13 protein-coding genes are annotated in these 13,115 nt (G+C 65.9%); 10 read left to right on the top strand and 3 right to left on the bottom strand.

All coding sequences use genetic code 11. The annotated features are described in order from the left end of the window. Window positions 1-211: 211 nt before the first annotated feature. Both ACTMTF_RS48945 and ACTMTF_RS48940 read right to left on the bottom strand, forming a co-directional pair. On the bottom strand, window positions 212-814 hold the full coding sequence (locus ACTMTF_RS48945) for a response regulator transcription factor (protein WP_195902366.1): 603 nt from the start codon (window positions 812-814) through the stop codon (window positions 212-214). 19 nt (window positions 815-833) lie between these two features. After that, window positions 834-1,952 (bottom strand): sensor histidine kinase, encoded by a 1,119-nt coding sequence (locus tag ACTMTF_RS48940; RefSeq protein ID WP_441116964.1) that lies wholly within the window; start codon window positions 1,950-1,952, stop codon window positions 834-836. A 262-nt stretch (window positions 1,953-2,214) separates the two neighbouring features. On the opposite strand from ACTMTF_RS48940, the gene ACTMTF_RS48935 reads away from it, so the two are divergent. The 7 genes from ACTMTF_RS48935 (at window position 2,215) to ACTMTF_RS48905 (ending at window position 8,327) form a co-directional block, all read left to right on the top strand. Further along, window positions 2,215-3,099 (top strand): ABC transporter ATP-binding protein, encoded by an 885-nt coding sequence (locus tag ACTMTF_RS48935; protein WP_441116963.1) that lies wholly within the window; start codon window positions 2,215-2,217, stop codon window positions 3,097-3,099. Window positions 3,100-3,139: 40 nt separating this feature from the next. Then, window positions 3,140-3,859: an ABC transporter permease gene (locus ACTMTF_RS48930; protein WP_441116962.1), complete on the top strand. Its 720-nt coding sequence runs from the start codon at window positions 3,140-3,142 to the stop codon at window positions 3,857-3,859. 288 nt (window positions 3,860-4,147) lie between these two features. Further along, a complete protein-coding gene (locus ACTMTF_RS48925; protein ID WP_441116961.1) occupies window positions 4,148-4,879 on the top strand; it encodes a lysostaphin resistance A-like protein in 732 nt (243 codons plus the stop codon). 102 nt (window positions 4,880-4,981) lie between these two features. Further along, entirely contained in the window at window positions 4,982-5,740 is a 759-nt protein-coding gene (locus ACTMTF_RS48920; protein ID WP_441116960.1) for a GOLPH3/VPS74 family protein, read from the top strand. Between the two features lie 127 nt (window positions 5,741-5,867). Further along, a complete protein-coding gene (locus ACTMTF_RS48915) occupies window positions 5,868-6,491 on the top strand; it encodes an NAD-dependent epimerase/dehydratase family protein (protein ID WP_441116959.1) in 624 nt (207 codons plus the stop codon). Window positions 6,492-6,501: 10 nt separating this feature from the next. Continuing rightward, window positions 6,502-7,434, top strand: coding sequence for a phytanoyl-CoA dioxygenase family protein (locus ACTMTF_RS48910; protein WP_441116958.1), 933 nt, complete (start codon window positions 6,502-6,504; stop codon window positions 7,432-7,434). 197 nt (window positions 7,435-7,631) lie between these two features. Then, a complete protein-coding gene (locus ACTMTF_RS48905; protein WP_441116957.1) occupies window positions 7,632-8,327 on the top strand; it encodes a recombinase family protein in 696 nt (231 codons plus the stop codon). Between the two features lie 156 nt (window positions 8,328-8,483). Here ACTMTF_RS48905 and ACTMTF_RS48900 read toward each other — a convergent pair whose 3' ends face one another. Further along, window positions 8,484-9,398, bottom strand: a complete 915-nt coding sequence (locus tag ACTMTF_RS48900; RefSeq protein ID WP_441116956.1) for a LysR substrate-binding domain-containing protein — start codon at window positions 9,396-9,398, stop codon at window positions 8,484-8,486. A 218-nt stretch (window positions 9,399-9,616) separates the two neighbouring features. On the opposite strand from ACTMTF_RS48900, the gene ACTMTF_RS48895 reads away from it, so the two are divergent. The 3 genes from ACTMTF_RS48895 to ACTMTF_RS48885 all read left to right on the top strand — a co-directional run. Then, window positions 9,617-10,258 (top strand): hydrolase, encoded by a 642-nt coding sequence (locus ACTMTF_RS48895; protein WP_441116955.1) that lies wholly within the window; start codon window positions 9,617-9,619, stop codon window positions 10,256-10,258. Between the two features lie 161 nt (window positions 10,259-10,419). After that, a complete protein-coding gene (locus ACTMTF_RS48890) occupies window positions 10,420-11,493 on the top strand; it encodes an MBL fold metallo-hydrolase (protein ID WP_441116954.1) in 1,074 nt (357 codons plus the stop codon). Between the two features lie 273 nt (window positions 11,494-11,766). Further along, window positions 11,767-13,115, top strand: a 1,349-nt coding sequence (locus ACTMTF_RS48885; RefSeq protein WP_441116953.1) for an integrase core domain-containing protein, incomplete at its 3' end; no start/stop codon positions are given.

The raw sequence follows: 13,115 nt of genomic DNA, 5'->3' as shown, positions 1-13,115 counted from the left end.
ATTCCAGCCGAGATCACCCGCCTTGATATCCGCCGACATGATCGACTCTGCGGCGTCCTCAGGGAGTACAAGCATGCGGCTTGACCTGGACGGATGAATAATCGGCACCTGCAACTTCCGCAGATGACCGGCGCAGCCCGAGAGACGCTCTGAAGCACCGAGTCTGATCCCTGTGGCCCTCAGCTGGGACGTCATTCCCCGCCATCGGCGCTCACAGCCAGTCGTGTTCACGCGCGTACCGCGCCGCTTCGTGCCGGGTCCGGGTCTGGGTCTTCTGCATCGCATTCGAGAGGTAGTTGCGCACCGTGCCCTCTGCCAGGTGGAGTCGGGTGGCGATGTCGGCGACCGAGTAGCCTTCACCGGTCGCTCGCAGCACGTCGATCTCGCGGTCGGTGAGCGGGCAGTCGTCAATGACGGCGAGTGCGGAGACGTCCGGGTCGATCCATCGCTTGCCCTCGTGCAGAGTCGTGATGACCGAAACGATGTGCGCCGGTTCCGCGGACTTGCTGACGAAGCCCTGGACCCCAAGCTTCAGTGCCTTGCGCAGCACTCCGGGCCTGGCATGGCGGGTCAGCATGAGAATCACCTGCTCCGGCCGTGCACGGCGGATCTCCGCCACGGCAGCGAGTCCATCCATACCGGGCATCTCCAGATCGATGACAAGCACATCGGGCCGGTGTCGCAGCGTGGCCTGGACGGCCGCCTCACCCTCTTCCGCTTCGGCGAGCACGGTGATCTCGCCCTCAAGGGGAAGCAACGCCGCCAGCGCTTTGCGCAGGAGTACCTCGTCGTCGGCGAGCACCACGGTGGTCATCAGTCGTCCTTCCCCATCGTTAGAGGGCAGCGTCCGAACGACCGTGCGGGAATGCCGCAGCCGTCAGGAAATGCCCGTCTTTCTGCTCCACCGTCAGTTCGCCTCCGTTGCTCATCACTCGTTCCTTGAGCGTGGCGAGTCCCCGTAGTTCGGGAAGCGGAGCCTCCCGCGCGCCGTCGTTGACGATTGTGATGCCCGACTCCGACAGGGTGATACGTACCTGCTCGGCTTGCGCATGCCGCAGGATGTTGGTCGTCGTCTCCCGCAGGACCTGGCCGAGCAGCTCGCCCGCGTGCGCGTCGACCTCGGCCTCACGGTCGACGCGCACGCGGATGCCCGCGGCCTCGAAGAGGTTCTTCGCGTTCTCCAGCTCCACAGACAGGTTGAGCCGCCGCTGCGCGTAGGCGAGCTGCTTGGTCTGGGTGATGGTGTCGCTGACCAGGGCATGCACCTCGCGCAGTTCCTGCTCCACTCGTTCGGCGTCGCTGTGCACCAGCCTCTGGGCCAGCGCGATCTTCAGCTTCACCACGTGCAGCGTATGGCCCTGGATATCGTGCAGATCACTGGCGAAACGCATGCGCTCGCGGATGACGGCCAGCTCCGCCTCGCGTTCTCGTGCCTCCTCCAGCTCCGCAACGAGGCCGTAGAACCTCTGGTTGGGGAACATGAGGCCGGTCAGCACCGCGGTGACGCCCGCGGGAACGATGACGTATCCGATCAGAACACCGGAGACATCTTCCTGTGTGACCAACAGCCTCGCCGCGCCTACCGCGGCGATGTAGACGATCAGCGCCAGGGCCGCCCAGCCTCGGTGGCGCGGCAGCTGGGGGACGGCGAGGGAGCCCACGATCAAAATGCCGTAGAACGCCGAGTTGCTGTCCACCACCAGAACTCCGAGGGCCCATACGGCCGCGGTGACGATCAGGCAGGGGAGCGCGACGCGGGAGATGTCGCGCGCCGCCCATTGTACGAAGGTCACCAGGGCCGCGACCACGCCCAGACCCAGGACGATGGCCTGCCACCAAGTCTCGGCGTCCCTCGCCACCAGCAGCGCCCCTACGGCGACGAGCAGCGGGAGGAACATGACGAGATTGAGTCTGCGCAGCCGTCCCCGCGTCCTCTCGGTGTGCTCGGACATCGTGTGTGACCTTGCCCGGGGCGGCCTCACCCGGCCGCGGAGCCGTCAGGCTGAGCGGTCATGGTGACCGTCAGCGGAATGCGCGGGGCTTCGGTGTCCATGGGGGCTCTCCAGGATCGAACAGCGGGGTCTGCCCAGCATTCTTCCGGTTCCGCGGTAGCACCAGTGACGCTGCGTCATATGTCCACCCAAGAAATGTCATGGTGAGGTCATGACGTGGTCGCACTGCCCGGTGAGCGCGGCGGCTGCTGGAATCAACGGCATGTCCTCGACACCAGTCATCGACGTTGAACGTCTGAACATCACCTACGGCGACTTCCACGCCGTGAAGGACCTGTCCTTCCAGGTGGACCGCGGGGAACTCTACGCGCTGCTCGGCACGAACGGGGCGGGGAAGACCTCGACCCTGGAGGCCATCGAAGGCCACCGTACGGCCACCTCGGGCACCGTGCGGGTCTTCGGGAAGAGCCCGCGCGACCGGCTGGCCGTGCGGCCCAGGATGGGCATCATGCTGCAGGAGAGCGGATTCTCGCCGGACCTGACGGTGAGGGAGTCGGTCCGGCTGATCGGAAAACTCACGCGGCGCACCGACCGGGTCGAACGCGTGCTCGGCATCATCGACCTCACCCGCAAGGGCGGCACCAAAGTGTCCCAGCTCTCCGGCGGCGAGAAACGGCGCCTGGACTTCGCCACCGCCGTGTACGGAACGCCTGAGCTGATCTTCCTGGACGAGCCCACCACCGGTCTGGACATCCAGTCCCGAGACGATTTGTGGGACGTCGTGGACAAGCTGCGCGAAGACGGCTCCACCGTCGTTCTCACCACGCACTACCTGGAAGAGGCGCAGCAGCGCGCTGACCGCGTCGGTCTCATGCACAAGGGGGCCTTCCACCGGGAGGGGACCGTCTCCGAGCTGACGCAGATGCTGCCGGCCGCCATCCGCTTCTCCCTCGCGGCCCCCGCACCGGCGCTCCCGCTGCAGGTCACGCGCGAGAGTGACGGGAAGTTCCTCATCGAGACCTTCGGCCTGCAGAAGGACCTGCACACCTTGCTCCGCTGGGCGCAGGACCACGCGGTGGAACTGCGGGAACTCCATGCCGGACCGACCCGGCTCGACGACGTCTTCCGTGCCCTCAGCAGCGACTAGACCACTTCCGGAACCCTCCCAAGGAAAAAGGACCTTCGCCATGCTCTCGATCGCTCTCAGCGAGCTGGTCCAGATCTTCCGGAACCGGTTGGTTCTGGTCACCAGTCTCATCATGCCCGCAGTGAGCAGCGCGTTCTTCATCTACCAGCACGAAGTCTTCGCGGCTCTGGGCAGCCTCGGATACATCGCGGCGATAGTGATGTTCAGCGCCGGGGCGTTCGGGCTCTACACCACCGCGGTCACCACCCTGGCCTCACGCCGGCAGAACCTCTTCCTCAAGCGGCTGCGCTCCACCGCAGCGAGCGACACCGCCATCCTCTCCGGGCTGCTCCTCCCGATCACCGTCATCTCGCTGGTCCAGGTGGCCGTGATCATGACCGCGCTGGCCGTGGTCACCGGCGAGCCGGACAACGTCCTCCTCCTGGCGGCGGCTGTCGTCTCGATGGTGATCATGATGCTCGGCCTGGGACTGGCCACGGCGGGACTGACGAACTCCCCCGAACACGCCCAGGTGACCACGCTGCCCATCAGCCTCGGCACCATCGCCGTGGCCAGCTGGGTGGGGATCGCCGGCACCGAGGAGCTCACTCTGCTCAAACGGCTGCTTCCGGGCGGCTCGGCCACCGAACTGGTCCTCAATGCCTGGAACGGCGGCGCCTCTCTCGCGGACTCCCTGATTCTCCTGGTGCCCACACTGGGCTGGGTCATTGTCGCCGTCGCGCTGGCTTCCCGGATCTTCCGCTGGGAGCCGCGCCGATGACGGCAATCGGCGTGGGCCACCCCTGGGCGCGGATGACGCAACCAACCGGGTGAGTTTCGCAGACCATGTGTCCTTCGATTCCGGTGTGCTGTGGCGGCATGGTCCCTCCTTTGTATTCAGACGAGCTGTATTCAGACGAGCTCGGCCAGAAGCGAGACCGCGCCGCGCAGGCTCTCACTGCGGCGTTGGACGACCTGTACAACCCCGAGCCTGACGTCCTGAAACGCATCGGCCACGCGCCTGGCCCGGCGACACCCATCGAGACCAGAGAACAAGGAGTTCACCACCATGTCGACTGACCATGCCGACCACTCGCGGCAGCCGGCCCCGGCCGGCACCACTTTTCCGGCGCGCCCGGGCTGGCCCGAGATCGTGGTCGGCCTACTCGCGATGGTGGCCGCCGGGGCCGTGGTTCCGTTCTTCGGCCCGCTGGAGCTGGAGTTGGACGCGGTGGTGTACGGGCTGGCCCTGGCCGCCTGGTCGGGTATCGTCGGCCTCGTCGGCTTCGCCGCAGCCGCGCTGATCCGCATCCGCTCCTGGGGCGCCTTCAGCGTGCGCCGCACCACCTGGCGCTGGATGGGCATCGGCGCGGCCGCAGGCGTGATCGCTCTCGTGCTCAAGGGCGTGGTGAACTATGCCGTCATCACCCTGACCGGGTTCGACGCCAATCCTCAAAGCCCGTACTACGACGCGGCCGGCGGCGGCGTGCTGCCCCTGATCCTGACCTTCGCCTTCCTGTCCGTCCTCACCCCCATCGGCGAAGAGTTCCTCTTCCGCGGTGTCGTCACCAACGCCCTGCTGCGCTACGGGCCCCTCATCGGCGTCCTGTCCAGCTCGATGATCTTCGCCCTCTTTCACGGCATCAACATCGTCTTGCCCTCGGCGCTCGTGGTCGGCATCATCGCCGCCGAGTCGATGCGCCGCAGCGGGTCGATCTGGCCCGCGGTGGCCGTCCACGTCGTCAACAACATGGCTCTGCCGCTGTTCGTACTGATCACCGGAAACACCGGGCCCGGCTGACCGTCATGCCGAAGACCATGATCACGTGCCTTTAGCACTACTTTTCGTTCCGATGTTCCTCAGTCACGAAGCCGGCACACTTCCCATCGAAAGACAGGACCGATGACTCAGCAGCCTGAACAACCCTTCGTCGGCGGCAAGGCCGAGACGTCCGGCGAGGCGAACCGGCTCGGGGTCCCGACCCTGGCGGAGGATCTTCTGCTCCTGCTGTTCCAGCCGAATTCCGGCCTCCAGGCGGGCGCCGGGACCATCGCCGGTGAGAACACACTCTTCTACACCCTCGCGGGAGGGGTGCTCGCAGATCTCGGGCTCGGCGATCATGTGCGAACCGACACCGGCTGGGGCGGGACGACGCGGGTGGAAGCCGTCGAGGACCGCCCGCCGTCGGATGACATCCTCCGCTCCGCATGGGAATACCTCTCTGAGAAGCCCAGGGGCGTCCAGACGGTGCTCGCGGCGATCGGACCGACATTGCGTAGCCCGCTGCTGGACAGGCTCGTCGAACGCGGCGACATCCGCCGCGGAAGCCGCAAGGCGCTCGGCCTGTTCAACACGACGGTCCTCGAGGACGGCGGAAGCGGGCGCCGGTCCCGGCTCCTTGAGGACGTTCGCGACGTGCTCGTCGAGGGCGCGGAACCGCAGCCCCGGGTCGCCGCGCTCGCGGCACTGCTGTCGGGAAGCGGGACGCTTCCCCAATTCGACCCTGAGATTCCCTGGACCTCCCCCGTGATCACCCGCGCCAAGGAGCTCGAGCAAGGCAACTGGGGAGCCGGAGCCGCCGCCGAAGCGGTTGCGCGCACCGTCACCGCGACCATCGTGAACAACGTCATCATCGCGGCGGCCGTGCTTCCGCAGAACTAAAGGAACGACCTACGTCGGTTCTCACAGATCGTCCAAGGACGACATCCAGACCGATGGGCCCGCCGCCGAGAACCACCCAAAGCCTCGACACGGCGCACCGGCAAGTTCAGCAGGGACGGGGATTCGAATGAGCAGCTACGCAGTGACGGGATCGGCATCGGGGATCGGCGCCGCGGTGACCGGGCGCCTCCGTGCCGCCGGACACTCCGTGATCGAGGTGGATCTGCACGACGCCGACATCCTCGCCGACCTCGGAACAACGGAAGGCCGCTCGGCAGCGGCCGCCGGAGTGCTCGAGCGGTCCGGCGGCGTACTCGACGGCGCGGTCCTCGCCGCCGGAATCGGCCCCTCACCCGGTCCCGACCGCCCACGGAAGATCGCGCAGATCAATCAGCTGGGCACGGTCGAGCTGCTGACCGCCCTGCGACCGGCGCTCGCGGCGAGCGGCGATGCCCGGGCCGTGGTGTTCGGCAGCAACTCGGCGAGCGTCACCCCTGGAGTGCCCCGACGGGTGATCCGCGCCCTGCGCGCCGGTGAGACCGACCGAGCGGTGCGGACGCTGCGACTGTTCGGGCCGGTCGCCCCGAACATCGCCTACGCGGCGTCGAAGATCGAGGTGACCGACTCGGCCCTCCGCTCCCGAACGTGTCCTCAGCCGTCAGGTAGCGATGTGCGGTTCAGTTGGTTCAGCGGGCCGGAGGGAACCCGTACGTATGAACAAATCGATTGCCTGTGGTGCTCGTACGGATGATCCTGGGTGGATGGATCTTGAGAGCGCTGCGCGGGACTGGCGGGCCGATGGCTTCGTGATCCTCCCGGGGTTCATCCCTGCAGAGGAGTTGACAGCGGCGGTGAGCGAACTGGGTCTGCTTTTCCCCTCCGCCGAGGGCTTTCATGACGGCACCGACCCGCGCCGCGTCCGCTTCATCGGCGACGAGTTCGCCGGGATCGACACCTTCCCGTTCGCCAGTACCGAGATCAGCCTGCTGACGGTGAACCATCGCATCCTGGCGCTCGCCCAAGCGCTGCTGGACGACAGCGACGTCCATATCTACACGGCCGAGGCCTGGGCGAAGTACACCGGTGCCTGCGACTACGACCAGGACCTGCACCGTGACTACCTCAACCACACCTTGCTGGTCCCCAGCACGGCACCGGGCTGTCTGCAGGTGGAGATGTTCGTCTTCCTGGCCGATGTCCCCGAGGAACTCGGACCGCCGCATCTGCTCTCACGTAGGCACACCGTGGACATCCCCGCCGTCCCGAACTGGTTCCTGCGGCCGGGACAGCACAGCGCATGGCGATTCAACGACGACAGCGGCAGCCCACAGATGTACGGGGCCGAGGTCTCTGGTGCAGGGCCCGCCGGAACGGTCATCGCCTTCGAGTCCGGTACCTTCCACCGAGGCACTCAACTGACAGCATCTCGCGGCGCCCGCTACAGCATGCACCTGGGCTTCCGGCCGTCCAGCCTCTCGTGGGGGCAACGTGTGGGATGGGCAGCGCGCAGCTTCGAACGAGAATGGGTGGAGTTCGTCCACCGCGCTTCACCTCGCCAACTCCAAGCCTTCGGGTTTCCCCCGCCAGGGCATTCTTACTGGACTCCGCAGACGCTGGCCGACATGGCACTGCGGTATCCGGAACTTGACCTCACGCCCTGGTCGGCCCCCGCTCCCGCACCACGCAGGTCTTGATTCCCTCCTGTGCCTTCGCGAAGGCTGTCGGGATTAGAAGGTTTAACGACACCCTCTGATTGGGCCCCGCAAGCCCTCTCGAAAACCGGTCATCGAGCGACGAATCGTGACGTCGGATGGCCGGTTCCGCACCCGAATTGACGACAGGATTTTCCGACAGGAAAATCCGGGCTCCAACCCTTCCCGAGGAGAGCCCGGTGCAGATCGTCTACTCCCGCGTCTCCACCGCGACCCAGTCCCTGCTGCGGCAGCGCCACATCCTCACCGAGGCCGGCCTTCTTGTGCGCACCGAAGGCGTCGCCGAGGGATTCCGGCCTGCCGACGGCGTCCTCCTCTTCGAGGACCCCGCCACCACCTCCAAGATCCCCGCTCTCGACCGGCCCGCGTTCGGCAAGATCGCCGCCAAGGCGCACCCCGGCGACACCCTGACGGTCTCGGAGTTGTTCCGGCTCTGCCGCGACCTGCTCGACATCCACGCCGTCCGCAACTGGTGCCAAGCCCGCGGTGTCGCCCTGCGCGTCCTATCCGGGCCGCTGTCGAACTTCCATGACCTCGCCGCCACCGACGTCATCATCAACGTGATCACCGCCGTCGGCCAGTTCCAGCGTGACATCCGGAACGAGCTCACCGTCGAGGGGATCGCCGCCGCCCAAGCCGAAGGCCGCTACCGGGGCCGGCCGCCCGCGCTGGACGGTGACCGGCGCGAGGACGTGCGGGCGGCCTTCCACGAGGGCACCTGTAAGTCGATTGCCACCTTGACACCTGTTAGCTCTTCGACGATGCCGCACCAGTCGGTCTCCTCGCATGGCGCGGCGATGTACGAGCAGCGTCGGCAAAGAACTGCGACCACTCGCCGACCTGCTCACCCGCATCGCCGAGCCTCCGGCCGGTAACCGCGCTCTGGCCGACATCAACGCCGCAGACTCAGCTCTGCCGACCGGGGTCGCGCGCAGGTGGTGGGATCGGGCGACCGCACCGCAACAGGTCGAGGGTTGCCGCGCCGAACATGGGCTACCGCTTGCGGTTCTCTGTGGCTATTGGATGTTGCTTCAGACCCAACCATTGCGTTCAGCGCACTGCCGGGCGGAGGCCAAGACGCTCACCATGGTCGGAGATGGATCGTTCGACGCCCACGTCAGCGAAAGTTTGGCCATAATGGACGGCTTGACCACATCGCGCCGCACGATTTCGGTGCCGGCTCGTGCTGCGTGTTCTGCGAATGCCGACGGGGCCAACCCGACCTCACGTCCGCTGGAGAGGCGGGCGAGCCATGCGCTGACGGGTGGCTCATCGAAGGCGCGGATGTCGGGTGAGAAGCCCGCCTCCTGGCAGGCGGCGACGATGTCGTCGTAGTATGTGGGCGCCAGCTGGCGGGGGAAGAGCAGCAGAGTCTCCTCATGCAGGAGCCTCAAAGGGATCACCGGCGTGGCAGCTAGGCGGTGGTGTGCGCTGAGTAGCGCCGACACCGACTCTTCGCGGAGGACCTCGCTGCCGACTCCCTCACAGGACGGCGGCGACAGCGCCAGGCCGAGGTCCAGCTCTCCGTTGTTCAGGTGCTCGGGGATCTCGGCGCTGAACACCTCGCGAGGTATCACCGCGAGTGTGGGGTGGTCCGCCTGGAGAGCATTCAACAGCGTGGACAGTGTCTCGAAGCTGGCGACCGGTGTGTAGCCCAATCGAACGGTCGTCTCCGTCTTCGACCCAGCAAGGCGGGTCAGCTCCACGGCGCGGGCCAGCGCGCTAAGCACGACCGGCGCTTCGAGCGCCAATGTCCGGCCTGCGTCGGTGAGCTGCACTCGACGGCTGGAACGGATGAACAGCGCGGTCCCGAGGGTGCGCTCGAGTTTGCGGATCTGCTGACTGAGCGACGGCTGCGAGATGTGCAGGCGCGTGGCTGCAAGCCCGAAGTGCAGCTCTTCGGCCACAGCCACGAAGTACTGCAGGAGGCGCGGGCTTACATCCATAGGCAGAGCCTATCAAACACGGCCAAACGCGTCTTGGACGCTTGAGGGGAGGACCACTAGCCTCGGTCACGCCCCCGAAGGCCATTCCGGTACGCCCGCCGGGTGCTTACGGCCTGAGCGTGTCGAGCTGTCCCACAATAGCGATTTCACCACTTCGCTGAGTTAATTCCGCCTGCGCTAATTTCCATTCCATCAAGAAATCAAGAAGGAGCACACCCATGACCAGCGAAATGATCCGCAATCCCCAGACCGACCACCTTCTCACGCCCGAGAACTCGGCCCTCATCATCATTGACTATCAGCCGGTCCAGGTCTCTTCAATTCGCTCGATGCCGCGTGAGGAACTGGTCTTCAACATTGTGAGCACCACCAAGGCAGCGCTCAACTACAATCTTCCGGTCATCCACTCGACGGTCAACGTCGAGACTGGCCGCAACAAGCCGGCGATCCAGGAACTGCAGGACATCATCGGACACCTGCCGACCTATGACCGGACTACGGTCAACGCTTGGGAAGACGTCGAGTTTAAGCAGGCGGTCAAGGCGCTCGGGCGCCGCAAGCTCATCATGACCGCACTGTGGACCGAGGTGTGCCTGGCTTTCCCCGCGCTCGACGCCATTCAGGAAGGCTATGACGTCTATGTCCCCGTGGACGCTGTAGGTGGCACGTCGGTCGCGGCGCACGAGGCGGCCCTACGTCGTGTCGAACAGGCAGGCGGCAAGCTGAGCAGCCGCGTCCAGGTGTATTGCGAACTCCAGCGCGACTGGGCGCGCGAGGGCACCGTCCCCGGGTTCATGGACGTCTTCGAGAGCTTCGACGGCTTCAACCCCGAGAAGGCTATGGAGTCGGACGCGGCATGAACAACGTCTGACGGAGGCGTCGATCGTAAAGTCTTTTCGCCACCTCGTACGTGAGAGGTATCTGCCTTCGGGCTGAAGGTCGTGTTGGGCGGAGAAGGCGCTTTCAGTGCCCCTCGAAGTCATGCCCCATCGATGACGTCACGCGGCATTCTGTTGCCGCGTTGAAGGAGTTTGCTGTGAGTATCGAAACGCGCTCGCTGAACCGCCGGGCTCTTCTTGCGGCGATGGCCACTGCCCCGGCTGCTGGGCTGCTGATCCCGGACGCTGCGAGCGCCTCCGAAGTCGGGCTTCCCACCTATCTGCCCGTCCCGGCAGGCTCGGCCGGCCCGCCGCTCAATGCCGACGGCTACTACGTCGGCAGGATCAAAGGCGATCTGCACTGGGTGACCGACGGCTTCTACCAGGCGATGTTCCTGTCCACTCGGGACGGCGTCGTGCTCGTCGACGCGCCACCCACGATCGGCGGTAACCTGCAGCGGGCGATCGACTCGGTCACCCGGCCGGCGGGTCGGCCAAGCCGTGTCACGCACCTGGTGTACTCGCATTCGCACGCCGACCACATCGGCGCTGCGAGCCTGTTCGGGCGCAAAGTCGAGCGGATCGCGCACGTGGAGACACGCCAGTTGCTGCGCGAGGCCGGCGACCCGAACCGGCCGCTGCCGACCACCATCTTCGAGGACCGGTTCGTGCTGCGGGTCGGCGGTGAACGGCTGGTGCTGTCGTACCACGGGCCGAACCATTCCCCGGACAACATCCTCATCCACGCGCCCGCACAGTCCACGCTGATGGCAGTCGACGTGCTTTACCCAGGCTGGGTGCCCTTCAAGAACCTCGGCGTCTCACAGGACATCGCCGGTTGGAAACGGACGCATGACGTCATCATGAGCGAGCCCTGGACCACGTTCGTCGGCGGCCACTTGGGTCGGCTCGGCACCCGTGCCGACGGACAGGTGCAGCGTCACTACCTCGCCGACCTGGAACGCAGCGCTCGCGAAACCCTGCTCACCCTCGACCCTACGCCGTTCTTCGACGAGTACGGTCCACAGGGCAACGGGTGGGCCATCTTCAAGGGCTACCTCAACGAGGCCGCGACCCAGGCAGCGCGGCCGGTGATCGACAAGTACGCCGGAAAGCTCGGCGCGGTTGACGTGTTCACCCCCGACAACGCGTTCGCGATGCTCGAGTACCTGCGTATCGACGTGGGCCTGCTCGGCCCGTTCGCTGTCCGGCCCTGACTGTGAGTTCCGGCGGTAAATGGGTCTGGCTCATTTGGCGGGGAGTGGTCACGTAGTGCGACCTCCGGAAGCCGTAGAGCCCAACGGCCATGCTGGAGTAGATCGCGATCTTGCAACTCGCCGTGTATGAACACGGCCACCCTGTCACGATCTGGATCGCCAAGATCAGGATCGTGAAGAGCGGCCGTGGAGGTGTACCGCGTCAGAATGCAGCCACGACGGCTCTGACCTGTGGTTTGACGAGGTTCGTACCTGCGGGCAGGATCGCGTCTTGTGCTTGTCCGCCTGCTTTATCTGCTCGCGCTTCGGGTGTTCGGCTGGCTGATGTTGCTGGGCCGCGGTCAGGCGTCGAAGGACGTTGAGATCATGGTGTTGCGTCATGAGGTGGCGGTGCTGCGGCGTCAGGTCGGGCGCCCGAAGCCTGATTGGGCCGATCGGGCCGTTCTCGCGGCGCTGGCCCGATGGTTGCCGGCGGTGCTGCGCGCTCATCGTCTGGTCACCCCGGCGACGTTGCTGACGTGGCATCGTCGCCTCGTGCGACGGACCTGGGCCTACCCGCATCGGCCTGGGCGTCCAGGAACGACTCCGGAGCTTCGGGGCCTGATCGTGCGCCTGGCGCGGGAGAACCCCGGATGGGGCCATCGACGGGTGCACGGGGAGTTGGTGCGGCTTGGGTTCCAGGCCAGCGAGGCGACCGTGCGGCGCAGCCTGCACTCGCACCGTTTCGGTCCGGCACCCCGGCATCTCGACACGTCCTGGCGGTCCTTCTTACGATTGCAAGCCGAAGGGCTCCTGGCCTGTGATTTCTTCCATGTTGACACGATTTTTCTGACGCGGTTGTACGTGTTGTTCGTGATGGAGGTCCGCACGCGACGGGCGCACATTCTGGGCGTGACCAGCCACCCGACCGGCGTATGGACCGCTCAGCAGGCCCGCAACCTCCTGATCTACCTTGGCGAGGGAGCGGGGTCGGTTCGCTTCCTTATCCGCGATCGGGACGCTAAGTTCACTGCCGTCTTCGATGAGGTGTTCGCCGCCGCGGGTATCACGGTGTTGAAGACACCGCCGCGGACACCAAGGGCGAACTGCTACGCCGAGCGCTGGATCCGGACGGTACGCGCCGAGTGCACCGACCGCATGCTGATCTACGGCGAATGTCACCTGCGCGCGGTTCTGAACGAGTATCTCGATCACTACAACGCTCATCGGCCGCATCAGGGCCGTGGACAGCGACCACCCGATCACGATGAGCATGTAGTGGTGGATGGAAGGCCGGATCGAACGCCACGCGATACTCGGGGGAGTGATCAACGAGTATCGCCGAGCTGCATAGCTCGGTCGGGGAAACCCCAGCTAAAACCATGCACGCGAGTTTTGACGCCCTACAGGTGGACGGATAGCGGGTTCGTCTTCACCGACCAGCTCGGCCTGCCGCTGCATCCGCAGCAGGTCAGCGACCAGTTCTACCTGCTGGCCTTCGAAGCGGGGCTGCCACCGGAACGGCTGCACGACCTCAGGCACGGAGCCGCCTCGCTGATGCTGGCAGCCGGAGTCGACTTGAAGATCGTGCAGGAGACCCTCGGCCATGTCTCCTCCACCTTCACCCGCGACACCTACACCAG

Source organism: Nonomuraea sp. ZG12 (assembly GCF_052068115.1).
In the GTDB taxonomy this organism is placed as follows: Bacteria; Actinomycetota; Actinomycetes; order Streptosporangiales; family Streptosporangiaceae; genus Nonomuraea.
This window is presented reverse-complemented; position numbering and strand designations above follow the sequence as displayed.

What these genes read in the sequence shown, in the direction of transcription:
- ACTMTF_RS48945 (WP_195902366.1), bottom strand. Translation starts at nt 814, where the DNA reads ATGACCACCGTGGTGCTCGCCGACGACGAGGTACTCCTGCGCAAAGCG.
- ACTMTF_RS48940 (WP_441116964.1), bottom strand. Translation starts at nt 1,952, where the DNA reads ATGTCCGAGCACACCGAGAGGACGCGGGGACGGCTGCGCAGACTCAAT.
- ACTMTF_RS48935 (WP_441116963.1), top strand. Translation starts at nt 2,215, where the DNA reads ATGTCCTCGACACCAGTCATCGACGTTGAACGTCTGAACATCACCTAC.
- ACTMTF_RS48930 (WP_441116962.1), top strand. Translation starts at nt 3,140, where the DNA reads ATGCTCTCGATCGCTCTCAGCGAGCTGGTCCAGATCTTCCGGAACCGG.
- ACTMTF_RS48925 (WP_441116961.1), top strand. Translation starts at nt 4,148, where the DNA reads ATGTCGACTGACCATGCCGACCACTCGCGGCAGCCGGCCCCGGCCGGC.
- ACTMTF_RS48920 (WP_441116960.1), top strand. Translation starts at nt 4,982, where the DNA reads ATGACTCAGCAGCCTGAACAACCCTTCGTCGGCGGCAAGGCCGAGACG.
- ACTMTF_RS48915 (WP_441116959.1), top strand. Translation starts at nt 5,868, where the DNA reads ATGAGCAGCTACGCAGTGACGGGATCGGCATCGGGGATCGGCGCCGCG.
- ACTMTF_RS48910 (WP_441116958.1), top strand. Translation starts at nt 6,502, where the DNA reads ATGGATCTTGAGAGCGCTGCGCGGGACTGGCGGGCCGATGGCTTCGTG.
- ACTMTF_RS48900 (WP_441116956.1), bottom strand. Translation starts at nt 9,398, where the DNA reads ATGGATGTAAGCCCGCGCCTCCTGCAGTACTTCGTGGCTGTGGCCGAA.
- ACTMTF_RS48895 (WP_441116955.1), top strand. Translation starts at nt 9,617, where the DNA reads ATGACCAGCGAAATGATCCGCAATCCCCAGACCGACCACCTTCTCACG.